Below are 24,039 nucleotides of genomic sequence, written 5' to 3'. Positions count from 1 at the left end.
TCAGAAGCCGCGTGTGTGCAGGTAGAAGACCGCTGCCGATGCGATCAGGCAATAAATCCCGAATAAATACCAGCGGCCGGATTCCAGCCAGCCGCTCAGCCACTTGAGCGCAAGCAGGCCTGCGATGAAGGAAAAAACTGCGCCGAGCGCGCCGGTGAGCAGCGATGCGTGGAGATCGATGGGCGCGCCTGAGCCTGCGGATGCATGCATGGCTTTGAGCAGGCGAACCAGCTCCGCGGCGATTACGGCTGGCGTAATAAGGACGGCCATTGCAAAGCTGAAACGCTCTGCCGGCTCTTTGGCTGATCCGGCCAACATGCCGGCGGAGATTGTTGAACCCGAGCGGGAGAAGCCGCGAAAGGGCAGAGCTATTCCCTGCACCAATCCCATCCATAATGCCTGCATGAGGGTTAAGGTGCTTTCCTCATCGGCAAGGATTCGCGTGTAACCGGTCTTTTTGATGCGGCGCTCCATGAGGCCGGCGATGAGGATAAGGATGCCGGCGGCGGCAAGCGCCGGCGCGATGAGTTCCAGATGACTGAAGAGCTGCTCGATCTCGGTTTTTTGCGCGCCACGAAAGAGCGTTTTCTCAACAATACCTTTGAGGACGATACCAACAATACTCGTGAGAGCCAAGGCGCAGGCGAGATATGTTGTTATGCGTATGAACGAAGTGGTGCTGGAAAAATAGACCTTCTTCCACGTCTTCCAGAAGTAAACGATGACGGCAAACATGGTTCCGGTGTGCAGCATCACAAGGAGCAGCGTCATTTGCGGCGAGGACGGATCGAGGCCCATCAGCTTTTCAGCGACGACCACGTGAGCAGAGCTTGAGACGGGAAGCAGTTCGGCGAGACCCTGAAGGATGGCAAGGATGAGGACGCTGAGAAGGCTCATATTCAAGTGGTATCACACTTCAACTGCATAGGAGATTGCACGGTAAAGATGCAGGTTTGCGGTTCGTGCTGCGATGATCCTGCATCCATTCAGAAGGATCTGAGACGGTACATTGCAGCGGCAAAACTGAAAGGATATTTCGCGATGAAGATTGGATTTCTGGGCCTGGGTGCGATGGGCACGCCGATGGCTTTGCGGTTGATCGCTGCCGGGCATGAGCTGGCGGTGTGGAACCGCACTGAAGGCCGAACAAAGCCGCTGCTGCGCGAAGGTGCGATTGCCGCGGCCACGCCTGCCGAGGCTGAGCTTGGGGCGGATGCGGTAATCACGATGCTGTTTGACGATGAGGCCAATGAAGAAGTGCTCTTTGGCGCAAACGGATTGCTGGATGCGCTGGAGCCGGGCTCGCTTCATATTGCGTGCAGCACGATCAGTGTGGGGCTTTCCGAGAGATTGACGGAGGAGCATAAGAAGCGTGGGATTGCGTTTGTGGCAGCTCCAGTGTTTGGCAGGCCGAATGTGGCCGAGGCGGGCAAGCTGTGGTTGGTGCTGGCGGGAGCTGAGGATGCTGTGGAGCGCGCGAAGCCGGTGCTGGGAGCGATTTCACGCGGATATACCGTAGTGGGCACGGAGCCGAAGCAGGCTCATGCGGTAAAGCTGGGCGGAAATTTTCTCATTTCCGCGATGATTCACTCGCTCTCGGAGGGATTTGTTTTTGCGGAATCGCAAGGGATTGAACCTGCGGTCTTCTTTGGGGCGGTGAACAGCGCACTGTTTCAGTCGCCGTTCTATGCGGCGTATGCCAATGTCATGCTGCATCCGCCGGAGCATGTGGGGGCGACGATTGGGTTGGGTAAGAAGGATCTTGGGATGCTTCGCGCGGCTGCGAAGACGAGCGGCGTGACGCTGAGTTTGGCGGAGGAAATGATGCACATCTTCGATCAGGCGATTGCGGATGGGCTTCGAGGTGAGGATTGGGCTGTGGGGCAGTACAGAATGGCAAGACAGAGATCAGGGGGCAGAGATCAGGGGTCAGAAGGAACGGGATTGTAGCTCAAGAAAACCAGAGCATAAGTGTCCCACCCTCGCGGCGAAAACAAATGCGCCGCGGGGGTGGGGCACCCGATTTCGATTGGTTAGGATGAAGGCATGAAATTACAAGGGAAGATTGTTTTTGTCACGGGAGCGAGCGCGGGGATTGGCGCGGCGACGGCGCTGGCGTTTGCTGCCGAGGGCGCGAAGTTGCTGCTCGCGGCGCGACGGGTGGAAAAGCTGGCATTTGTGGCAGAAGAGGCGCGGGAGCGTGGCGCGCAGGATGTGCTGATGCTTTCGCTGGATGTACGCGACAGCAAGATGGTTGCGCGAGCGATTGCGGCTCTGCCGGCAGGTTGGCGGGAGATTGAAGTCCTCGTGAACAACGCGGGGCTGAGCCGTGGGCTGGAGAAGGTCTACGAAGGCAAGGTTTCCGACTGGGACGAGATGATTGACACCAATGTGAAGGGGCTGCTGTATGTGACGCGAGCGGTGGTTCCGGGAATGGTGGAGCGCAGGAGCGGGCATGTGATCAATCTCGGCTCGATTGCCGGTCATATTACGTATCCGAACGGCGCGGTGTACTGCGCAACGAAGGCTGCGGAGAAGGCCATCAATGACGGGCTGCGGCAGGATGTGTTGGGAACGCCGATCCGCGTGACGAGCGTGGACCCTGGGATGGTGCAGACGGACTTCAGCCTGGTGCGGTTCCACGGAGATGAGGATCGCGCGGGAAATGTCTACAAAGGCGTGAAGGCGCTGACGGCGGAGGATATTGCGGACGTGATTCTGTGGGCGGCGACGCGACCCGCGCATGTGAATATTGCGGACGTGGTGCTGACGCCGGTGCAGCAGGCGAACCCGTACATGCTTCACAGGGATAGTTGACGGTTTAGAGTTTCCCGCCCTGGCTGCATAAACAGATACGCCGCGACGGTGGAGCGCCTTCAGCGGTGGAAGCGCCTAATAAAAAACCCGCTTTCGCGGGTCAGGGTCAATCGAGTTTAGCTATTTCGGCCTCAATCTGCGCCAGTGCCGCTTCAAGGGCCTGGCGGCGGGCCGGGCTTGAGGTTCGCTGCGAAAGAATGTTTTCTTTCTGCAGATTCAGTGCCTGTTTCTGCCGGGCGCGATGGGTGCGCTCGACTTCCGCTACGCGGCGAGCTTCCCCAGCATTGAAACCTGCCGGCGCTATCGGTACCGTCTGCTGCACAGTTGCCATTTGCTCCTCCACGGATTTACTTTCCCAACCACGGGCCATATCTTCCATTCTACGGGGACTTCAGCTGGTTTCGATTCTTTAAATTAGTTTTTAGCCGAAAATCAGCGGTCTTTATGGGTTATTCATACGCAAAGGTCATAAGGAGCATTCATGCGGGTCTGGCAGATCGGTTCTTTTGGAGTAGACAAGCTGGAATTTACGGAGCGCACAACGCCGGAGCCGGGGCCCGGAGAGGTGCTGGTGAAGATTCATGCCATCTCCTTCAATTATCGCGACTTGATGATGGTGAAGGGGACTTATAACCCCAAGCTCAAGCTGCCGCGGATTCCCTGCTCGGATGGCGCGGGCGAGGTGATTGCCACAGGCAACGGTGCATCGCCGTGGAAGGCTGGCGACCGCGTGGCGGGCATCTTTATGCAGAACTGGATTGATGGGCCGCCGACGCCGGAGAAGACCAAGGGCGCGCTGGGCGGCGACACGGACGGCATGCTGGCCGAGTATGTCGTGCTGAACGAAAAAGGCCTGGTGGAGATCCCCAATCATCTGAGCTACCAGGAGGCGGCGACGCTGCCGTGCGCGGCGGTGACGGCGTGGAATGCGCTGGCCGCGGCGGACCTGAAGCCGGGCGCGACGGTGCTGATCCAGGGGACGGGCGGGGTGTCGCTCTTCACGCTGCAGCTTGCGCGGCTGAGGGGAGCGCGGGTGCTGGGTGTCTCCAGCAGCGACGAAAAGCTGGAGCGGGCGCAGGAGTTGGGCCTCGATGCCGGATTGAACTACAAGACGACGCCGGATTGGGCCCGTTGGGCGCTGGATGAGACGGACGGCGAGGGCGTGGATCTGATTGTCGAAGTTGGCGGGGTGGGAACGCTGGCGCGATCCCTGAAGGCGGTGAAGATGGGCGGCACGATTGCGCAGGTGGGCGTGCTAACTGCTGGGTCCGGGGCTGGGCCGACGCCGCCGGAAGCGCTGCCGGTTCCGTTGATTCTGCATAAGCAGGTACGGCTGCGTGGGATTTATGTGGGCTCGCGGCAGGATTTTGTGGAGATGAATAAAGCTGTTTCACTGGGCAATCTGCGGCCCGTGGGCGAGGATTTTCCGTGGACGCATGCGCGCGAGGTGCTGGCGCGGATGGAGAATGGCAGCCATTTTGGCAAGCTGGTGATGTCCGTAGCGTGAAAAGACAGGGAATAGGGACAAGGGAACGGGGAGTGTAGATAAAGAGCAAAAGTTATAAAAGGCTGTAAATATCCCACCCTGGCGGCAAAAACACCACAAGGATGGGGCGCGGAGATCAAAATGAATCAAGACCGTTTGCCTGAAGCGCGGACTAAAGCATCTCTCCCGAAGATATAAAGTTCGGACGCCCCAGCCTGGCCGCGTATTCGTTTTAGCGGCCAGGCAGGGATCGCTCCACAGCAAGAGGAGAACTGCTCTTGTCCCTTGTCCCTTTCTTTCCCCATTACCAAAGTCCACCACCCTTTCGTAACCCCACCTCCTCCAGAAACTTTGCATGCAATTAACCCCATTTATGCTTTACTCAGAATCAGCAGAAGAAAAAGCCACGGCCCGAACCCCAAAAAGGATTCGGGCCGTAGCTCTTTCAAGGCAGCCCAGAAATTTTTTTTTCGAGGGTGTCCCCTCAAAAGTAACCACTCATGATAATCAATTAGTAAACACCGTAAATCAACGGTAAATTACACAAAAACAATCACATAGCGGCATAATTTCACACCCTTCAAAAAACAGCGTAGCCGGGGAAACAAAAAGCGAAAGTTGTTCCAGCAAATCCTCAGAAGCTGCCGTCCCAGGCCGCAACATTCGAGCATCTCTCCCGAAGGTATAAAGTTCGGGCAGCCCACACCCTCGTAGCGTATTTGTTTTTGCGGCCAGGCTGGGTCGCTCTACAGCAAGAGGAGAAATGCTCTAGAAGGGAACAGTAATTCATCAGCGGAGCTGGAGTTTCGCTTTCTAATCCCTGTTGCCTATTCCCTGCTCCCTGTTTTATTGCACCGCCGGCGGCGGAAGCATTTTTCGCCGATTCCCCAGCTCCTCCCGCACCAGCGTCAGGCCCAGGATGCAGCGCTCAAACCAGTCTGAAAGCCGCCCAAAGAGTGCCGCTTCCTTTTCATACTCGAAGAGGTTGAACTGGCTCACAATGTAGTAGCTCTCCTTGCCCGCATGCACCAGGTCCGGAAAGCTGGCGCGATAGCGCCTATGCTGCCGCGAAGACTCCGGATACATGCCCGCCACAAAGAGCGCGTAATCGCCAATGTGTTTGCGAACACGCCGCTCGGTGTCGAAGCTGGACGCGGAGCCATGCACCGGATCGGCCGCAGCCATCATCTGCTCCAACTCAGCCACAGGCCGGCCGAACGTATCGCGCAGTTCATACAGCTTGTCGGAGCTCGAGAAATCGCACAACAGCCGCGCAACGTATTCCGTCACTTCAGGATCATGCAGGCCAAGCCGTCCCTCATAGCTGTTGCGGACAGCTTGTTCAAAGAACGCTGTGAGGGGATGAGGGTTTTGCCGAGAGTTGGACCGCGACGCTGGGTTTGATTCAGACCGCATGACGCCTCCTATGGAAAGGTGCGAAGGCGCCGGTCTGAAAGACTACCGGGAGCAGCCGGGGCTTCCAGCCACTTTCCAGCGCGGCGCCAGATTCACGCCACGTTTACCGAGATTTGACACGGATCATATCGGAAAAGTTGTCATGGTCAAGAGAAGATCCGAAAGTTTCCTGACAACAGGAACCGTATTGATAAGTGCTTTGCGCAAGGATTCCGTTTCCGAAACAGTTTTCGAACAAAGAAAAGGGCAGCCGAAAACGGCTGCCCTTTCTGTTATGCGGTTTTGCGCAATCCTACACCGTCGCAGGCTGCCGCTGCTCCAGCTTCGCAAGCCGGTCTGCCAGCAGCTTCTCCAGGTTCACCAGCGCGGCGGAGAAGCCCTCAATGCCTTCCTTCAGCTTGTCGTGGGCCATGCGGTCCTCGGCATGCATCTTGTCGAAGGTCTCCTTGTTCATGGGAATTTTCTCGATATCCAGCTTCTTGGCTGCTTCCGGATCGAGCTTGCGCGGCAGGTCAGCTTCCGTCTTTTCGAGTTCTTCCAGCAGCTTCGGCGAAATGGTCAGCAGATCGCTGCCGGCCAGCTCCGTAATTTCGCCTATGTTGCGGAAGCTCGCGCCCATCACCTGCGTTTTGTAGCCAAACTTCTTGAAGTAGTCGTAAATCTTCGTCACAGACTGCACGCCCGGATCATCCGCGCCTTGGTAGTCCTTGCCGGTGTCTTTCTTGTACCAGTCCAGAATGCGGCCGACGAACGGCGAAACCAGCGTCACACCCGCCTCAGCACAGGCCACAGCCTGGTGAATGCCGAAGAGCAGCGTCAGGTTGCAATGAATGCCTTCCTTCTCCAGCACCTCAGCCGCGCGAATGCCTTCCCATGTGGAGGCAATCTTGATCAGCACATGACCGCGGCCAACGCCGGCCTCGTCATACTGCTTGATAATCGCGTGCGCCTGCTCAATCGTCTTCGCAGTGTCATACGAGAGCCGCGCGTCAACCTCGGTGGAAACGCGTCCGGGCACAATGGCCAGAATCTTCTTGCCAAAGGCCACGGCCAGTCGCTGGAACGCGAGGTTGGCAACGTCCGTGTCGCTCGCTGACTCGCCCTTATCATTGCGCGCCTGCTTCAAAACCTCGTCCACAATGGACTGATACTGCGGCATCTGCGCGGCAGCGGTAATCAGCGAAGGATTCGTCGTCGCGTCCGTCGGCTTGAACTGCTCCATCGCTTCAATATCGCCGGTATCGGCAACCACCACGGTGTACTTCCGCAACTGTTCCAATAGATTCTGTGGCATGAATTCCTCCAAGGGAGCTACCGGCGCAGCAAAAAAGAGCGAATTTTAGGCCAAATCTTTTGAAAAAGCCCCGCGCCCGGCGCGTTCCATCTCAGTGTACGCCCGATTGGATGCCGACGGTGAAGAACGGGTTACAAGCGTAATTTGCTTTTCCTGCTGAGCTATCCTGTGCAGCCTTATTTCCCAAGCTGCTTGATTTGAGCGGGTTGCGAACGGGAACACACTCCTTATCGAAATCTTCATGCGATCTTTATTTCGGAACTGTGCAGCGAACTGTGCGATACAGATTTTCAGATTCCGATGGCGAGGGATGGGGATCCCCTCCCGAAATGAAGACGGCTCTAATCCATAGTGGATTCGAGCCGTGTCTTTTCTCTGCTGATTATGAGTGTTTCACAAATGGGGTTAATTCTATGCAAACTATCTGGGAGAAGTTCCGCACGAAAGGGCACTGGACTAAAGTAACTAATTGCTGGGAGCGGTTTTCTGCTGGTCGATGGAAGAACGAGCGGGAGTGCTGTCCCACCCATCGAGCAGAGTGCGCTCGATGGATGGGGCACCCGGCATTTGTGGTATCCCCGGTCTCCAAAACCAGGAGACCGGGGGCACCCGCGCTGAGCGGTCTACATGAATCGACTGGCCTCATAAAATTACCCGCAACTAAAGTCCGTGATACAGTGTGTATATACACATGCGCATTGATTGGGATGAACGGAAGAACCGCCTCAACCAACGCAAACATGGAGTTTCATTCGAACTCGCGTCCTTGGTCTTTGCCGATCCGGATCGTTTAATCGTGCTCGACCGGGTCGATGAAACAGGTGAGCAACGCTGGCATGCCATTGGACGCATAAGCCATCAACTGCTATCGCAAAGCGCGATTCTTCTTGTTGTGCATGTTTACAGAAAGGACTTATATGGCGAAGAGGTTATCCGTATCATCAGCGCCCGTGCAGCTCAAAAGCGTGACATTGGAAGATATGCAACGCAGGAAGTGGACGAAATCTGAGATAGAAGCCGTCAAGCGCATTGCCGCCAGACAGGCCGCTGGCGACGACTCAGGCATCGACTACTCCGACATACCACCGCTCACCGACGAGCAGCTTGCCCGTATGGTCCGCTTCCGCGACATCCCGCGCAAGGTTCCCGTGAGCGTCCGTCTCGATCCGCAAGTGCTCGAATGGCTCAAGTCCAAAGGCGCAGGCCATCTCACCCGCATCAACGACATTTTGGCAAACCTAATGGAAGCCGAACGCTCTGCCGCAATACGAAGAACTTAGAAATGTCTATGCAGGCTTGGATGGGTAATAGCGACTTTAGCCACGCCAATCCAAAGTTCTTTCTCGAATTCGATAGAAGCACAAAGGCCCACCTCATCGGTGGGCCTTCGTTTTTAGCTAAAAGCTAACAGCTAGGAGCTAAAAGCTACCTACTTCCCAATCGCCTTTGCCAGAGTCTCGCCCATCTCCGCGGGTGAAACAACCACGTGAATGCCGGCCTCGCGCATCGCTTCCATCTTGCTGGCCGCGGTGCCTTCGCCGCCGGAGATGATGGCTCCAGCGTGGCCCATGCGGCGGCCCGGAGGCGCGGTCTGTCCGGCGATGAAGCCCACAACAGGCTTCTTTACGTTGGCCTTGACCCATGCGGCGGCATCGATCTCAGCCGATCCGCCGATTTCGCCGATCATGATGATGGCTTCTGTATCGGGATCGTCATTCAATAGCTTCAACGCATCAATATGCGTGGTGCCGATGATCGGGTCACCGCCGATGCCGATGGCCGTGGACTGCCCGATGCCGCGCTGCGTGAGCTGATGCACGGCTTCGTAGGTCAGCGTGCCCGACTTCGACACAATGCCCACCGAACCCTGCTTGTGAATACGTCCCGGCATGATGCCGATCTTCGCCATGCCCGGCGAGATCACGCCTGGGCAGTTGGGCCCAATCAGCCGCGACTTGGAGTGCTTGATCTTGGCCCAGACCTTCACCATGTCCAGCGTTGGAATGCCTTCCGTGATGCAGACGATCAGCGGAATGCCCGCGTCCTCAGCCTCAAGAATCGCGTCAGCCGCAAACGGTGGCGGCACAAAGATCATCGTCGCATTCGCGCCGGTGTCTTTCACAGCATCTGCAACAGTATTGAAGACCGGCCAACCTTCATGAATGGAACCGCCCTTACCGGGAGTTACACCGCCGACGACTTTCGTTCCATATTCCGCACAACCCTTTGCGTGGAACGTTCCTTCTTTGCCGGTAATTCCCTGCACGATGAGACGAGTGTTGTTATCTACCAGAACTGCCATTCTTAGCTCCTAGCTATCAGCCGTAGGATTCAGGGGCTAAAGCCCGATTTCATTTTTCGGCTATATCGGCACGACTAAAGTCGTGCCCTGTTACAAAGCAAATACAGTGGGGGATTAATGGCCGGCTGCTGCCTTTACGACGAGATCCGCAGCATCCTTCATCGTTGCGCCCACCTGGAAATTCAATCCCGACTCTTGAAGAATCTTGCGGCCTTCTTCCACATTGGTTCCTTCAAGCCGGAGCACAATCGGCACCTTCACGTTCAGATTCTTCGCAGCAGCTACGACGCCCGTCGCCAGCCGGTCCACGCGCAAAATGCCGCCGAAGATGTTGATGAAGATGGCCTTCACATTCGCGTCAGAGAGAAGAATCTCAAAGGCGTGCTCGATCTGTTCCTGCGTTGCGCCGCCGCCTACGTCAAGGAAGTTTGCAGGTGAGCCGCCCGCGTACTGAATGATGTCCATCGTGGCCATCGCCAGGCCCGCGCCGTTCACCATGCAGGCAATGGAGCCATCGAGCTTGATGTAATTCAGCGCGTACTTGCTTGCTTCCACTTCCAGCGGATCTTCCTCGGCCACATCGCGCAGCGCCTTGATCTCCGGATGACGGAAGAGCGCGTTGTCGTCGAAGTTCATCTTCGCGTCGAGCGCAAACAGCTTGTCGTCCTTCGTCGTAATAAAAGGATTGATCTCGAGCAACGACGAATCCGTCTCGATAAACGCCTTATAGAGCGATTGGAAGAACACCACAGCCTGGTTAATTTGAGTCGGCTTCAATCCCAGCGCAAAGGCCAGCTTCCGCGCCTGCCACGCGCCAAAGCCCACCGCCGGGTCGATCGCTTCCTTATAGATCGCGGTCGGGTCCTTCGCGGCGACCTCTTCAATCTCCATGCCGCCGGCCTGCGAGGCCATAAACGTCAGCTTGCCTGCCGCGCGGTCCAGCACAATACCAAGATAGAGTTCGCGGTCAATTGCCGCCGTCTCTTCAACCAGCAGGCGCTGCACCTTCTGCCCCTGCGGACCGGTCTGGTGCGTGATGAGCTGCATGCCAAGAATGTTCTTGACGTGCTCTTCGGCATCTTCGCGGGTTCTGGCCACCTTCACGCCGCCGCCTTTACCGCGGCCTCCGGCGTGAATCTGCGCCTTTACAACCACGCCGCTTGCGCCCTCGGCAAACAGCTTCCGCGCCACGGCAGAAGCCTCTTCCGGCGTATTCGCTACTTCGCCCCTGGGCACGGGCACGCCATATTTCGCGAGAATTTCCTTCGCCTGATACTCGTGAATCTTCATGTCTCTGGGAACCGCCACTGCCGCTGAGATTGGAGTGTTAGCGGCAAGCTCATACTATCGCCCGCTACCAACGAGCGGCAATCCGCACCGGGGCGATGAGGCGCATGCGGGGGCTCCAGTTACCATATTGAGAGATATGGGCATTGTTAAAGACCTGTTGAAGCCGCTGGCCGAGGACGGCGAGTCCCTCACACGCGAGCAGTCCGCGGATGTGCTGCGGGAAATTCTCGCCGGCACGGTTCCGGATGTTGAAACCGCCGCATTTCTGGCCGTGCTGGCTACGCGTGGGGAGCTGGCCCCGGAGCTGGCGGGATTTGTCGAAGTCATGCGCGCCAATTCCGTTCCCGTTCCGCTCACCGATGCCGAACGCGAAGAGCTGGTAGACACCTGCGGCACAGGCGGCGGCGGTCCGCTCACCTTCAATATCTCTTCCGGCGCAGCGCTCGTCGCCGCGGCCGCCGGAGCCAAAGTCGCCAAGCACGGCAACCGCGCCGTCACCTCGCGCTGCGGTTCGGCGGATGTGCTGGAAGCTCTTGGCATCCCCATCACGCTCGGTCCGGATCTGGCCGCCGAGTGCCTGCGCGAGACCGGCTTTGTCTTTCTCTTTGCGCCGCACTACCATCCGGCTATGCAGGCCGTACGTGAGCTGCGCCGCGCATTGGGCTTCCGCACGATCTTTAATCTTGCCGGCCCAATCAGCAACCCAGCAGGCGCGCGTAATCAGGTGATCGGAGTTCTCGCTCCCAGCCGCGTGCTGCTTATGGGCCGTACTCTTGTCGCGCTCGGCGCACGCCATGCCTTCGTCGTTCACGGTTCCGATGGCATCGACGAGTTGACCACCACCGGCGAATCTGTAGTCGCCCGGATATTTGAAGAAGAGCCCAGCAAGACACTCACGATGAAGGCCGCCCGCATCACGCCTGAAATGGCCGGCCTTCCGCTCGCAAAACTCGAAGAGTTCACCGGCGGCGACGTGGACACCAACGCATCGCTGCTCTATGACGTGATCACCGGCCTTCCGGGCGCGCGCCGCGATATTGTCCTGCTCAACGCCGCCGCCGCGCTCGTTGCCGCGGGCCTTGCCGGCGACCTCAAGGAAGGCGTAGCCCTCGGCGCGGAAGCCATTGACTCCGGCCAGGCCGCAGCCACGCTGGCCAAGCTCCGCAACTTCGGCGAGAGGCACGGAACGGCTCAGTAGCCGCAAGCGTATCAATAGCTACGGTCACACGCTATCCCGCACATGATAGTGTTAAATGCGCATCCGAATGCCTCAAGCACCATGTAAACCCGTCTTCGCTCTGGCTGTCCTTACTCTGGCAACCGCAGTAGCGCGTGCGCAGTCTTCCTCACCCGTAATCGTCGAACCCGGCGCTCCGGGCCAGCCTTCAAAGACCCTGCCCGCCGACACGCGCCCCTCACTGCCTCCAGCCTCGCACGCAGATGTCGAGTTCATGCAGGGCATGATCATGCACCACTCGCAGGCCGTTGAGATGACCGGCCTCATTGCGTCGCATACCTCGAATGCGGCGCTTGCCTCACTCGGCGCAAAGATCTCCAGCTCGCAGTCGGATGAGATTCGCTTCATGCAGCGCTGGCTTGCCGCGCGCGGCCAGCCTATATCGATGGCTATGCCCGGAATGCCGGAGATGGATATGGATGGCAACCCGATGAAGCCCATGCCCGGCATGCTTACGCCCGCGCAGATGGAAGCACTCCGCGCCGCACGCGGCGCGCAATTCGACCGCCTCTTTCTCACCGGCATGATTCAGCACCACAACGGCGCGCTCATCATGGTCAAGGATCTCTTTAACACAGCGGCGGCAGGCCAGGACGCCGATATTTTCAACTTTGCCACGGATGCGGACAACACGCAGCGGGCAGAGATCGCCATCATGCAAAAAATGCTTGAAAAACTTTCGCCCCAAAAACTTTCGGAGGTCAAACAGTGAACACCCTTTGCAAGGCCGCTCTCTACTCCGCGGCGCTGGCGGTTCTCGCCGCATCCGCTCACTCGCTCGTGGCGCAGGCCGCAGCACCCACACCAGCTCCAGCGCCCGCAACTCCGCCGCCCTCAGCGCAGCAGATGCAAAACCCGTTCGCGCCCGCACCCGCGCCACCGCTGCCCGCCGGCATGACCGGCTCCGATACCAGCGATCCCCGCTACACCCTCAAGCCCGGCCTCTATGACGCCGGCGAGGCCGCATCCGGGATGAAGCATGTGGCCTTTCTCAAGAAGCCCGATGCCTTCCAGATCACCGCTTCCACGCCGGACGATCCCAAGGTGCAAAAGACCCTCACGCAGCTCGGCATGGCCCCAGGCATGAAGATGCCGCCCGCCATGCAGATGGTCATCGCACAGCTTGCCTTTGCCAACTCGGACTTTGCCTTTGAGGGCGGACATCTCTTCCAGGGCAATTTTTACGGCATCAACATCTGGGACATTTCCAACCCTGCCAAGACCTCGCTGCTCACCTCACTCGTCTGCCCCGGCGGCCAGGGCGATGTCTCCGTCTACGGCAAGCTGCTCTTCATGTCGGTTGAAATGCCGAATGGCCGCCTCGATTGCGGCGAGCAGGGCTTCGCGCCTCCGCCGGCGCCCAAGCCGGGCGAGCGTCCCAGCCGCACGCCGCCTGCCGATCCCGCGCGCTTTCGCGGCGTCCGCATCTTCGATATTTCCGACATCAAGAATCCCAAGCAGGTAGCCGCCGTGCAGACCTGCCGCGGCTCCCACACGCATACCCTCGTCGTCGATCCCAACGACAAGGACAACGTCTACATTTACGTTTCGGGAACCTCCTTCGTGCGCCCTACAGAAGAGCTCACCGGCTGCGTCGATGCAGCTCCCGACAAGGACCCCAATACCGCGCTCTTCCGCATTGAAGTCATCAAGGTTCCGGTCGCGCACCCTGAGCAGGCCAAGGTCGTTTCCAGCCCGCGCGTCTTTATCGATCCCCGCACCGGCGCTCTTAACGGCCTCAACAACGGCGGCGCAGAGCACGGCGATGCCAAGGCCAAGCCGGAAGACACCAACCAGTGCCACGACATTACGGTTTACTCCGCCATCGGCCTCGCCGCCGGCGCATGCTCCGGCAACGGCATCCTGCTCGACATCAAAGACCCCGTGAACCCCAAGCGCGTGGACGCCGTCAACGATCCCAACTACTCCTACTGGCACTCGGCTTCGTTCTCGAATGACGGCTCCAAGGTCGTCTTCACCGACGAGTGGGGTGGTGGTCTCGGCGCTCGCTGCCGTCCCACCGATCCCAACAAGTGGGGCGCGGACGCCATCTTCAATCTCAAGGACGACAAGCTCAGCCTGCAGTCCTACTACAAGCTGCCTGCCGCGCAGGGCGACACGGAAAACTGCGTCGCGCACAACGGATCCTTAATTCCAATTCCGGGCCGCGACATTGAAGTGCAGGCCTGGTATCAGGGCGGCGTCTCTGTCATGGATTTCACCGATCCGGCAAAGCCCTACGAGATCGCCTACTTTGACCGCGGCCCCATCGACCCCAAGATGCTTGTCCTCGGCGGCTACTGGTCTGCCTACTGGTACAACGGCGCAATTTATGGCTCGGAGATCGCGCGCGGTCTCGACATCTTTGAGCTGACACCGACAAAATTCCTCACGCAGAACGAAATCGACGCGGCTAAAGCCGTTAAGGTGGCCGAGCTCAACGTTCAGAACCAACAGAAGATCGTCTGGCCCAACAAGCTCGTCGTGGCGAAGGCTTATGTCGATCAGCTCAGCCGCTCAAAGGCCCTGCCTGACACCGACATCACCGCTCTTTCAGTCTCCGATCCAGCAGACTCCAAGCGCGTAGCCGCCCTCTCAGCCATCCTGAAAGCCCCGACGGCGTAAACAAACCCGCAATAAAACAAGGCCCGCATGGATCACTCCACGCGGGCCGGTTTCTCTTCAAAGCAACTTGCTTAGTAGATATTACCTCTCTATTTCTTTTCGTAAACGAATGTAGTTTTGGAATCAGGTTTATCTGAATTCCACAAAGAGTAAGTAATGACTTTACCATCGTCGCTCAATTTCATAGAGCCTTGAGTGAAATCTTTATCATGGCGTTTCATCACAACGGCAAACTCACGACCTCCAGCAGGCCACACGGTACGGGTAGCCCCCTCTGGAGCTTGGGACCAGCGCGTCTCTGCCTCGACTCCATTGAGCAGTGCGTCGATGTGGCGGCCCGAATTCGGATAATCAATTCGTAAAGCCTGATTGTCGAGCTTCAAAGTCATGTCAGCATACTCCTGAATGTAGCTCGTATCCCGCCACTGGCCTGCAAAACCATTCGCCCCGGACAATCGTGAAAACACGATTTGATGTGTGAATGCGGACGCATTCGGTCGAAACTCAGTTACAGTCGTTGTAAAAATCTTCCCGTCAGTAGAAAGCTCATCGCGGGTAGCCCTCGTCTTTACCCCATTTTCTTTTAGGGCTATGTCTAAGACTGTAGCGCTGCTTTTTACGCAGGTTAGCATGCGGTTGTTTCCTATTGATCGATCCTGTCCATCGCAATGAAGAGTGTGACTGGAACTTTCATCAAAGCGATATTCATCATCCGCCGTAATCAAAATTGTCAGAATCGGATCTTGAAAACTACTCTTGGCAGGATTCAACTTCCATAAGCCATTCCAGTCTGGCGAGGGTGTCTGGCAGCCCAATGCGACGGCAAATACAAAGAAAAAGACCCAACAAAAACTTACGTTCCGCATCGATCTCTAATTTCCCCTCTTCATCGCCCACAAAATCCCACCCTCAATCACCCCGTAAAGCATAGGCTTCGCATAATCCTCTTTGTTATGCCCCAGCGCGATATAAAACTCCCGCCCTCCATCAAACTCATGCCACCACGCCAGAGGCAGCGGATTCGGAAACCCGCCCGGATCAATCTTCATCTTGTCCAGCGCACTCAGCTTCGTCCGATCCGTCACCAGCACAGGATGAATATCAGGATTCAGATGGTCGATGAAATAACACTCATCCGTCCATGAGAACTTCTGCGGCAGCCCCCGAACCGCAGCAAACCTGGACCGTAAACGTCTGCATCACCGGATGCACCGCAAACTTGCCACCCAGCACAGACTGAAAGTAAGGCCAGTCGCGCTCCGACCCTGAAGCGGAGTGAATCCCCACAAGCCCTCCACCCGCCTCCATGAAATGCTTGAACGCATCCCGCTGCGCATCCGTCGTAAAAGCCTCATTATTGCTGTTCGAAAATACCAGCGCAGCATACTGCTTGAGATTCGCATCCGTGAAGACGGCCGGATCATCCGAAGCATCGACGGCAAAGCCCTTCTCAGCGCCCATCTTCTTGATGGCCTCAACGCTGGAAGCAATGTTGTCGTGAACGTAGCCCTTGCCATCGGGCGTATAGTTCCGCGTGTAAACCAGAACGCGCAACGGCTTCTGCGCCGCAACCGGCAGCAGACCGAAGCATGCCGTCAGAACAAAGACAGCCTTCAAAACGCAATCTAGAAATTTCATAGGCAAGCGCATTTTCATCGAACGCGACTATAGATCGCTACCGAAAAGTAGCGATCCGACCTGGGCTGCGCTACCGGAAGCGCAAAGCCCTCATTTCGCGGAGCAGGTCTTCGTACCGGTATCGGCAACGCTCGCGATCATCCATTTTCCGTCCACACGAACCATATTGAATAGATCCGTTCCGCAGTGATCCACCTTCCCATCGACCAGAAAGTCGAATGGCGCCCACACCACGGCGAGATCGCTATCGATGCGGATCAGTGGATCGTGGATGCGTTCCTCGATCTGCGTCTTGCCGGGTTTACCAACGCGCTCCGCAAAGGCTTCAAAGGTCATCTGCGCCGGTTTGCCGTCGCGCATCAGCACCATTGTGCCGCCAGGCAGAGTGGGAGCCTTAATCGCCGCGGCATCGCGTTTTGACATGCCGTCAAACATCGCATGAATCGGCGTCAGCACAGCCTGCTCCTCCGCCGATTGCGCAAAGGCGCGGGTTGTAAAGCTCGTTGCCAGAATGATGCCGAAAAAGAAAGCGAACTGCTTTGCGTGCTTGTTCATGGCCGCAATTTTACCTTGAGATGAGTCCCAACAACACCCATCGCTCGATATGAAATCTGTAATTCCGCAAGCCCCACGAGCGTTTTCACTGCCATTTCATCCTCAACCTATCGCAAACCTTACAATGAAGAGTCGCGTTCTTACGAACGAAGCCCTTAAAAGTTTGAGGTTTTGCTGTGTCGAATATCCTTGAAAATCTCCCTGTCGGTGAAAAAGTCGGCATCGCCTTCTCCGGCGGCCTTGATACCTCCGCCGCGCTGCACTGGATGAAGCAGAAGGGCGCAGTTCCCTACGCCTACACGGCCAATCTCGGCCAGCCCGACGAGACCGATTACGACGCCATTCCGCGCAAGGCACTCGAATACGGCGCGGAAAAAGCCCGCCTCATCGATTGCCGCCTGCAGCTCGTGCAGGAAGGCATCGCTGCCCTGCAATCCGGCGCGTTCCATATTTCGACCGCCGGCGTGACGTACTTCAACACCACGCCTATTGGCCGCGCCGTCACCGGCACCATGCTCGTCACGGCGATGAAGGAAGATGCTGTCGATATCTGGGGTGACGGGTCTACCTTCAAGGGCAATGACATCGAGCGCTTCTATCGCTACGGCCTGCTGGTCAATCCGAACCTCCGCGTGTACAAGCCCTGGCTCGATGCGGCCTTCATCGATGAGCTCGGCGGCCGCGCCGAAATGTCCGCTTTCATGCAGAAGTCGGGCTTCGAGTACAAGATGTCCTCCGAGAAGGCCTATTCCACCGACTCGAACATTCTCGGCGCGACGCATGAAGCCAAAGACCTCGAACATCTTTCGAGCAGCATCCGCATCGTGCAGCCGATCATGGGCGTTGCAAGCTGGCGCGGCGATGTGGACGTGAAGCCCGAAGAAGTCTCCATCCGCTTCATCGAAGGCCAGCCGGTCGCGCTTAACGGCAAGGAGATCGCCGATCCCGTCGAGCTGTTGCTGATTGCGAACAACATTGGCGGACGCCACGGCCTCGGTATGAGCGACCAGATCGAGAACCGCATCATTGAAGCGAAATCGCGCGGCATCTACGAGGCACCCGGCCTTGCACTGCTCTACATCGCTTACGAGCGCCTCATCACCGGCATCCACAACGAAGACACCATTGAGCAGTACCGTGAAAATGGCCGCAAGCTGGGTAGGCTGCTTTATCAGGGCCGCTGGTTCGATCCCCAGGCCATCATGCTCCGCGAGAGCGCGCAGCGCTGGGTGGCGCGGCCCATTACAGGCGAAGTGACCGTGGAGCTGCGGCGCGGCAACGACTACTCTATCCTCAACACCGATTCGCCAAATCTGACCTTCAAGCCGGAGAGGCTTTCGATGGAAAAAACGAATTCGGTCTTCTCACCACGCGACCGCATCGGCCAGCTCACCATGCGCAACCTTGACATCGTGGACACGCGTGCAAAGCTGCTCACCTACGCAGAGGCCGGCCTGCTTACGCTCTCAACAAGCGCGAACATGCCGCAGCTCGGCGGCGACAAGAAGAAGTAACTCGACACCAAAAATCAAACGGCGCGAGCATCGCAAGATGCCCGCGCCGTTGCTGCTTGTTCGTCTCTCGTCCTTCGTAATTCGTCCCTAAACAACAGCGTTCTTCGCGATCACCGTCTTGTACCACTCGGCGCTCAGCTTCGGGTACCGCTTCAGCGTTGTGTAGTCCACGTAGTGAATGCCGAAGCGCTTCGAGTATCCATCCGCCCACTCAAAGTTATCGAGCAAACTCCACAGGAAGTAGCCCTTGATGGGATAGCCTTCGGCAGCGGCGCGGTGAAGCTGCGTCACGTAGTTGCGCAGATACATCACGCGGTCAACATCTCCCACATGGCCATCGGGCGTCAGCACATCATCGCTTGAGCAGCCGTTCTCCGTGATGTACATCGCCGGCGGATGCCACAATTCGCATACATTCCGTACCGCCCAGTAAATGCTCTCCGGTCCAATGTTCAGCCACGGAGAAGCCATGTGCGGATACGATTTCGGATTCGGTTCAACAGCAAAGCCCAGCGGCCCGCCGGCTGCGCGCACATACGTCGGCGTGTACACGTTGTGGCCCACAAAGTCGAGCTTCGATCCAATCGCCTTGAAGTCATCCGGCTCCCACTTCGGAGCGTCGGCGCCTTCGTGCTTCAGATACTCCTCAATGTACTTGCCTTCCATGATGGCAGTGAGGAACGGCGCATTCAGGATGCGGGTCGCCTTCTTGGCGGCCTCGATGTGCTCCTCAGTCTCGATCACCGGCACAAACACGTTGGCGTTTTCCGCAAGACCTACCTGCGTCCCGGTCGGTGCATTTGCGCGTATGGCCTGCACGCCGTAGCCATGCGCCAGAATGCCGTGGTGCCGCACCTGGTTCGCCTCGCCATTGGGCAGCTTCAGCCCCGGCGCAAACTGCCCATTGCGATAGCCAAGGTCCGTAAAACACGTCAGCTCATTCGTCGTCATCCAGTGCTTCACCTTGTCGCCAAGGTGCTTCGCCATATAGCCCGCATAGTCTCCATACGCCTTTGACGTGTCGCGGTTCTGCCATCCACCCGGCAGCGCAGCGGGCAGGTCCCAATGGAAGAGCGTCACATAGGGCGTAATTCCCTTGGCCAGCAGATCGTCCACCACGCGGTGGTAGTAGTCCACACCCTTGGGGTTCGGCGTGCCCTTGCCTTCAGGGAAGATGCGCGACCAGGCAATCGACATGCGGTAGGTCTGCACGCCGAGGTCCTTGAGCAACTGTGCGTCTTCTTTGTAGCGGTGGTAGGAGTCATCCGCTACATCGCCCGTTTCGCCGTTATGCGTCTTGCCCGGCGTGTGCGCAAAGATGTCCCAGTTCGTCTCTCCGCGGCCGTCTTCCTTCACCGCGCCTTCAATCTGATAGCTGGCCGTGGAGCAGCCCCATTTGAAGCCCTCCGGAAATTTGAGGCTGATGGGCTTGCGCTCAAACGACTGGCCAAAAGCAAGTCCAGATGTAGCGAGACCAGGCAGGGTGACGCCGCTTGCGGCGGCTGCCGCTGTGGCGGCTGCGGTTTTGCCGAACAGGCGGCGCGAGATGGCTTTCATTCGGAGGGCTCCTCAAAATTGCACAGATAGGCTGCGGAAACGTTTTAGCAGAGCTGATGTGCCGCAGCCAAGGGGGAATTCTAGCAGGACGATGGAAGGATTGGATTGTTAAGAATTCTTGCTTTGGAAACACTTCAAAGCCGCACGTAACTTAATGAATTTGACAGCATTTTGCAAGCTGTGTGAGAGTTGGTCCGTCTTCGGGCTCCCGCATTTGGAAATACACTGTCGCCGCTTTCTTCGATTGAGTCACTCGAAATTGACTCAATGCAACGAAGAAACAGGTTTCGGCCATGCGTAGAAAGGGAGAAATCAATGACTAAGACTTTGAAATCATGGCTTTGTTTGGCTTTTGCCGGAATTCTTATCAGCAGTTCTCAAATGGTCTGCGGACAGGCCTCGTCCTCTCCATTGCCAGACATCACCTTCTCCACGCACATTCCAGGAAGACAGCCTCCGTTCAAGATAGTCCAGGTCTTGATCGACAATAAGCCCATCCCGCTGGACGTCCCGGTAAGTGTGTCTCCTGGGTGGGTCAACCGCCTGGCTATTGTGATACAAAATGCCAGCAAAAAAGAGATGATATACGGCGAAATTATCGTTGAATTTCCTGAGACAGGCACAGGCGAGAGCAACAAGCCGATACTCACCACGGTTAATTTCCTGGGGCGGCAACCTTCCCATGCGTTTCTACGCAGGGATGGCACTTCTCGCCCGGTTTCAGACGTAATGCTTCATCATCCGGAGATACATATTCCGCCCGGTGGAACCATGCGATTCACCTTCGATGCGAATCCAAATAACACCTTGGAAGCCGATGTGTATCGTTTAGCCGGCACGGTACACAAGGTTACAGTTTTGCCGAGGACTTTCTTTTTTGCCGATGAAAGCACATGGCAGGGCGGATGGTTCGCCATTCCTGAGCCTCCTCCGGTTGTTTGGAGAGAGGTTTCTCCAGATGGCTTTTAATACTGTCGTACAGTTGGGCGTTTCGCAGCCTAGGAGGGCGATCATGGCATCCTCACCCTCATGCAGTTGCGCTTCGCTTCGCTTGCAGTGACTTGCTTGCGGCAGGACTTACACCCGCAAGAATGTGACCATGCTGGGCGTACCAAATAAAAAGCCGCGGCATTTAGCCGCGGCCCAATGAACTGCACCAATACTTCGGTTGGTACGGTGCTCGTTCGAATTTCTTAAAGCTCCTTCACGCCTTCCACAAATGCCTTCAGCTTGCGGCTGCGGCTTGGGTGGCGCAGCTTGCGGAGTGCCTTGGCTTCAATCTGCCGGATGCGCTCGCGCGTTACCTGGAAGCTCTGGCCCACTTCTTCCAGCGTATGCTCGGAGCCGTCCTCCAGACCGAAGCGCATCTTGATCACGCGCTCTTCGCGCGGTGTCAGAGTGCGCAGAACCTGAGACGTATACTCCTTCAGGTTCACGCTGATCACGGCTTCGGAAGGCGATACAGCCTGGCGGTCTTCAATGAAGTCGCCAAGATGCGAATCCTCTTCTTCGCCGATCGGAGTTTCCAGTGATATCGGCTCCTGCGCAATCTTCAGCACCTTGCGAACCTTTGCCACTGGAATATCCATGCGGCGCGCAATCTCTTCTGAAGAAGGCTCGCGGCCCAGCTCCTGCACAAGCTGACGGCTGGTGCGGATGAGCTTGTTGATCGTTTCGATCATGTGCACCGGGATACGAATCGTCCTGGCCTGGTCCGCAATCGCGCGCGTAATCGCCTGGCGAATCCACCAGGTCGCATACGTCGAGAACTTGTATCCACGGCGGTACTCGAACTTGTCCACGGCCTTCATCAGGCCGATGTTGCCTTCCTGAATCAGGTCGAGGAACTGCAATCCGCGGTTGGTGTACTTCTTTGCAATTGAAACCACCAGTCGCAGGTTGGCCTCAATCAGCTCACGCTTGGCCTGCTCGGCGTCCATGTCGCCCTGGATCATCTCGCGCTGCGTGCGCTTCAGCTCGGTAATCAAGATGCCGGAATCCGCTTCAAGCTTTTCGAGGTCCACCTTGCAGTTCTTCTGCTGGCGGCGATACTCCTTCTTGAGCTCTTCGCTGCGGCTGGCTTCATACTTCTGATCCAGCGAGCGAATCTGCCGCTCCAGCGTCCGCATGGTATCCACGGTCTTGTTCACGCGGTCGAGCAAACGCTTGCGCTCCATGGGCGTGTACTTCAGCTCGCGGACAATGCGCGAAATCAAGACCTTCTCCCGCGCTATGAGCCAGCGGGTGTGGCGCAGCTCCTTCGCCTTGGTCTTGACGTTGGCAAGCGCCTCGGCCTTTTCCTCGAACGCGGCAATCTTCTTCTGGTGCCTTACGATCGCATCGATCCGCGACACCGTCGACTTCACACGCGACTGCACCACGTCTTCGGTCAGCTCTTCCTCGTCGAAGATGACCACTTCTTTCACGTTGCGCACGCCGCGCTTCAGGTCTTCGCCCAGCGCCACAATCTCGCGAATCACAATCGGCGAGCGAGAAATCGCCTTCAGCACGCGGTTCTGCCCGCGCTCAATGCGCTTGGCAATCTCCACTTCGCCTTCACGCGTGAGCAGCGGAACCGTACCCATCTCGCGCAGGTACATGCGCACGGGGTCGTTCGTCTTTTCGAGTGTGCCGGGTGTCAGGTCAAGCTCAACGTCCTCACCCTCTTCAAGGTCAAAGTCCTTGTCCGTGCCGAACTTCGGCCCGTCAAGCAGATCAATCCCCTGCGTCCCGATCGTTGTGATCAGGTCGTCGATGTCCTCCGGGGAGGTTGCCATCTCATCCGGCATCATCTCGTTCACGTCGCCGTAGGTCAGATAGCCTTTTTCCTTGCCTGCATCAATCAGGCTGTGAATCTCTTCATCGTATTTATCGTCAATAGCCAAAACTTCCCTGCTCTCTCAGGTCTCTTCGTTCATCGAGTGCGCGCAGAACCTGGATCCTTTGTGGATACGGCACTTACCCAAACCTGGAATTAACCCTAGGTTCGCTGTTCATCGTTCGATGCTGATCTTGCGTCATACGCAGCCCGATACTTGCGCACGCCTACGCCCCAGGCATTTACCCCCTTGTGACCGATACACGGCACACAAAGGCGAGCCTGCGGCTGCCCGCAAAAACAGCGGCAAAAAATATTTGCTCGGAACAGGATGACTGCGCTTCAGGTTTCGCCTGGATAGCCCGCGAGCCGCAGCTCATGTGTGGGGCAAAAGGGCGCGCATCCTTACAGAGATCAACAGACTACCATAATCCGGCCCCGCATTTCCAGCGCAAATCCCATATTCCACAGGACTTCCACAAGATTTACTCAATTGACCGGATGGACAGCTTCACTGTGGGCGCCAGATTCCCGCTTCCGGCCGCCCCGCTCCTTTAATTTAGACGCATTCAAGGGCGCTTTAGGCGCAGGAATATGAAGCTATTTGCCAGTCCGCGCCCGCAGAATCCGCTCCAGATTGCGTCGCCCGTGCAAAATGGCTACGACCTGTATGGGCTTTGTGTCCGGGTAGTAAATAACTATGTAGTTCGGAAATCTGGGAATCGTCCAGCAGCGGACTTCTTTGCCCGTTCGGCGCTTTTTGATCTTCCCAAGATAAGGACTGCGGGATAACTTCACGCAGGCATCATAAATCTCTGCTTCTACGCGATCAGCCGCATCCAGACTGTCCTTCGATATGTAGAGCCAAATCTCGAATATGTCTTGGAAGGCAAATGGAGTTAGTCGGTAGCCAGGGCTCATCCGTCAGGCAACCTGCCGTCGGGTTTTTCGCTCCGCCATCATTCGCTTCACTTCCTCCGGCGTATACAATTCACCTCGATCAGCCTGCGCGCACCCTTCCTCGATGTGTGCTTCGATTGCCTCAAGCTCTTCTGGCGATAAGTCCGAGGACCAATCCCCCTCAAGCTGCGCTTCAATCATCGCAAACGCCCGATCCAGCACCTCGCTCACAGTGGACCCATCCTGCATGGCGCGCTCCAGAATCCGCTGCTGCTCCGCATTGAGTTCGATTTGCATAACTCTCCCCCAGCCGTCCGCGTCAATGATCGCATTATATTCAGCCGTCACTCTTCCGGCGGTTTCTGTTGATGCAGCTTCCGCAGCGCCTGGTCCAGCTCCATCTTTTCCTGCATCAGCACCGCTGTTTCGGCATGATCCTCGCGCCGCTCCGCTTCCGCAATCTGCGCGCGAATCGCTCGCAACTGCGCCCCAATCGCCCGCTCCTGAATCTCCTGCAGCGCGCTGAAAACCTCGTCCACACCCGGCGGCTTCGTCTCACCCAGCAGCGCCTCGGCCAGCCGCGCCCGCTG

22 protein-coding genes and 2 pseudogenes are annotated in these 24,039 nt (G+C 57.3%); 10 read left to right on the top strand and 14 right to left on the bottom strand.

Annotated elements, in window-relative coordinates; translation table 11 throughout:
* The gene (locus ABSG47_RS07010; RefSeq protein ID WP_424168196.1) at positions 1 to 897 is read right to left on the bottom strand and encodes an undecaprenyl-diphosphate phosphatase; all 897 of its coding nucleotides are present in this window, start codon (positions 895 to 897) and stop codon (positions 1 to 3) included.
* Between the two features lie 144 nt (positions 898 to 1,041).
* Between ABSG47_RS07010 and ABSG47_RS07005 the strand changes: the two genes are divergently transcribed.
* Complete coding sequence (locus ABSG47_RS07005) at positions 1,042 to 1,950, top strand: NAD(P)-dependent oxidoreductase (RefSeq protein WP_424168193.1); 909 nt, start codon at positions 1,042 to 1,044, stop codon at positions 1,948 to 1,950.
* 96 nt (positions 1,951 to 2,046) lie between these two features.
* Positions 2,047 to 2,817 (top strand): SDR family NAD(P)-dependent oxidoreductase, encoded by a 771-nt coding sequence (locus tag ABSG47_RS07000; RefSeq protein ID WP_424168190.1) that lies wholly within the window; start codon positions 2,047 to 2,049, stop codon positions 2,815 to 2,817.
* Positions 2,818 to 2,923: 106 nt separating this feature from the next.
* Here the strand turns inward: ABSG47_RS07000 and ABSG47_RS06995 are convergent, their stop codons facing one another.
* Complete coding sequence (locus ABSG47_RS06995; RefSeq protein ID WP_424168187.1) at positions 2,924 to 3,148, bottom strand: hypothetical protein; 225 nt, start codon at positions 3,146 to 3,148, stop codon at positions 2,924 to 2,926.
* A gap of 150 nt (positions 3,149 to 3,298) precedes the next feature.
* Here ABSG47_RS06995 and ABSG47_RS06990 point away from each other — a divergent pair, with 150 nt between their 5' ends.
* Positions 3,299 to 4,324 carry a zinc-dependent alcohol dehydrogenase family protein gene (locus tag ABSG47_RS06990; protein WP_424168184.1) on the top strand — a complete coding sequence of 342 codons (1,026 nt, stop codon included), beginning with the start codon at positions 3,299 to 3,301 and terminating at the stop codon, positions 4,322 to 4,324.
* A gap of 825 nt (positions 4,325 to 5,149) precedes the next feature.
* Here ABSG47_RS06990 and ABSG47_RS06985 read toward each other — a convergent pair.
* Both ABSG47_RS06985 and ABSG47_RS06980 read right to left on the bottom strand, forming a co-directional pair.
* Positions 5,150 to 5,719 (bottom strand): hypothetical protein, encoded by a 570-nt coding sequence (locus ABSG47_RS06985; protein ID WP_424168181.1) that lies wholly within the window; start codon positions 5,717 to 5,719, stop codon positions 5,150 to 5,152.
* A gap of 292 nt (positions 5,720 to 6,011) precedes the next feature.
* Positions 6,012 to 7,013: a transaldolase gene (locus ABSG47_RS06980; protein WP_424168179.1), complete on the bottom strand. Its 1,002-nt coding sequence runs from the start codon at positions 7,011 to 7,013 to the stop codon at positions 6,012 to 6,014.
* A 691-nt stretch (positions 7,014 to 7,704) separates the two neighbouring features.
* Here ABSG47_RS06980 and ABSG47_RS06975 point away from each other — a divergent pair.
* Positions 7,705 to 8,022, top strand: coding sequence for a BrnT family toxin (locus ABSG47_RS06975; RefSeq protein WP_424168177.1), 318 nt, complete (start codon positions 7,705 to 7,707; stop codon positions 8,020 to 8,022).
* Positions 7,994 to 8,293 carry a BrnA antitoxin family protein gene (locus ABSG47_RS06970; protein WP_424168175.1) on the top strand — a complete coding sequence of 100 codons (300 nt, stop codon included), beginning with the start codon at positions 7,994 to 7,996 and terminating at the stop codon, positions 8,291 to 8,293. Before ABSG47_RS06975 ends, ABSG47_RS06970 begins: the two co-directional genes overlap by 29 nt.
* Positions 8,294 to 8,442: 149 nt before the next feature.
* Here ABSG47_RS06970 and sucD read toward each other — a convergent pair whose 3' ends face one another.
* Together sucD and sucC are read right to left on the bottom strand one after the other, a co-directional pair.
* Positions 8,443 to 9,315, bottom strand: coding sequence for a succinate--CoA ligase subunit alpha (sucD, locus tag ABSG47_RS06965; protein ID WP_424168172.1), 873 nt, complete (start codon positions 9,313 to 9,315; stop codon positions 8,443 to 8,445).
* A 114-nt stretch (positions 9,316 to 9,429) separates the two neighbouring features.
* Positions 9,430 to 10,605, bottom strand: a complete 1,176-nt coding sequence (gene sucC, locus ABSG47_RS06960; RefSeq protein WP_424168169.1) for an ADP-forming succinate--CoA ligase subunit beta — start codon at positions 10,603 to 10,605, stop codon at positions 9,430 to 9,432.
* Between sucC and trpD the strand changes: the two genes are divergently transcribed.
* From trpD to ABSG47_RS06945, 3 genes are all read left to right on the top strand, one after another.
* Entirely contained in the window at positions 10,604 to 11,803 is a 1,200-nt protein-coding gene (trpD, locus tag ABSG47_RS06955; protein WP_424168166.1) for an anthranilate phosphoribosyltransferase, read from the top strand. The genes sucC and trpD overlap by 2 nt on opposite strands.
* A 67-nt stretch (positions 11,804 to 11,870) precedes the next feature.
* Entirely contained in the window at positions 11,871 to 12,554 is a 684-nt protein-coding gene (locus ABSG47_RS06950; protein WP_424168163.1) for a DUF305 domain-containing protein, read from the top strand.
* Entirely contained in the window at positions 12,551 to 14,467 is a 1,917-nt protein-coding gene (locus tag ABSG47_RS06945; RefSeq protein WP_424168160.1) for an LVIVD repeat-containing protein, read from the top strand. Before ABSG47_RS06950 ends, ABSG47_RS06945 begins: the two co-directional genes overlap by 4 nt.
* An 89-nt stretch (positions 14,468 to 14,556) precedes the next feature.
* Here the strand turns inward: ABSG47_RS06945 and ABSG47_RS06940 are convergent, their stop codons facing one another.
* From ABSG47_RS06940 to ABSG47_RS06930, 3 genes and pseudogenes are all read right to left on the bottom strand, one after another.
* Positions 14,557 to 15,333, bottom strand: a complete 777-nt coding sequence (locus tag ABSG47_RS06940; RefSeq protein WP_424168157.1) for a hypothetical protein — start codon at positions 15,331 to 15,333, stop codon at positions 14,557 to 14,559.
* Between the two features lie 6 nt (positions 15,334 to 15,339).
* Positions 15,340 to 16,105 (bottom strand): annotated as a pseudogene (locus tag ABSG47_RS06935) (ThuA domain-containing protein).
* Between the two features lie 90 nt (positions 16,106 to 16,195).
* Complete coding sequence (locus tag ABSG47_RS06930) at positions 16,196 to 16,660, bottom strand: nuclear transport factor 2 family protein (RefSeq protein WP_424168155.1); 465 nt, start codon at positions 16,658 to 16,660, stop codon at positions 16,196 to 16,198.
* Positions 16,661 to 16,836: 176 nt separating this feature from the next.
* Here ABSG47_RS06930 and argG point away from each other — a divergent pair, with 176 nt between their 5' ends.
* Complete coding sequence (argG, locus tag ABSG47_RS06925) at positions 16,837 to 18,174, top strand: argininosuccinate synthase (protein WP_424168152.1); 1,338 nt, start codon at positions 16,837 to 16,839, stop codon at positions 18,172 to 18,174.
* Positions 18,175 to 18,261: 87 nt separating this feature from the next.
* Here argG and ABSG47_RS06920 read toward each other — a convergent pair whose 3' ends face one another.
* On the bottom strand, positions 18,262 to 19,731 hold the full coding sequence (locus ABSG47_RS06920) for a GH1 family beta-glucosidase (protein ID WP_424168150.1): 1,470 nt from the start codon (positions 19,729 to 19,731) through the stop codon (positions 18,262 to 18,264).
* A gap of 267 nt (positions 19,732 to 19,998) precedes the next feature.
* On the opposite strand from ABSG47_RS06920, the gene ABSG47_RS06915 reads away from it, so the two are divergent.
* The gene (locus tag ABSG47_RS06915) at positions 19,999 to 20,700 is read left to right on the top strand and encodes a hypothetical protein (protein WP_424168147.1); all 702 of its coding nucleotides are present in this window, start codon (positions 19,999 to 20,001) and stop codon (positions 20,698 to 20,700) included.
* A 224-nt stretch (positions 20,701 to 20,924) separates the two neighbouring features.
* On the opposite strand, the gene rpoD is transcribed toward ABSG47_RS06915, so the two are convergent.
* From rpoD to ABSG47_RS06895, 4 genes and pseudogenes are all read right to left on the bottom strand, one after another.
* Entirely contained in the window at positions 20,925 to 22,616 is a 1,692-nt protein-coding gene (gene rpoD / locus ABSG47_RS06910; protein WP_424168145.1) for an RNA polymerase sigma factor RpoD, read from the bottom strand.
* Positions 22,617 to 23,149: 533 nt separating this feature from the next.
* Entirely contained in the window at positions 23,150 to 23,470 is a 321-nt protein-coding gene (locus tag ABSG47_RS06905; protein WP_424168142.1) for a type II toxin-antitoxin system RelE/ParE family toxin, read from the bottom strand.
* Positions 23,471 to 23,473: 3 nt separating this feature from the next.
* Positions 23,474 to 23,746, bottom strand: a complete 273-nt coding sequence (locus ABSG47_RS06900) for a hypothetical protein (RefSeq protein WP_424168140.1) — start codon at positions 23,744 to 23,746, stop codon at positions 23,474 to 23,476.
* Positions 23,747 to 23,793: 47 nt separating this feature from the next.
* Positions 23,794 to 24,039, bottom strand: a pseudogene (locus ABSG47_RS06895) (hypothetical protein); the annotation flags it as partial.

It is taken from the genome of Occallatibacter sp., assembly GCF_049510455.1.
GTDB lineage: Bacteria > Acidobacteriota > Terriglobia > Terriglobales > Acidobacteriaceae > Telmatobacter.
Note: the sequence above shows the minus strand (reverse complement) of the source record. Positions and strands in the feature narration are given on the sequence as shown.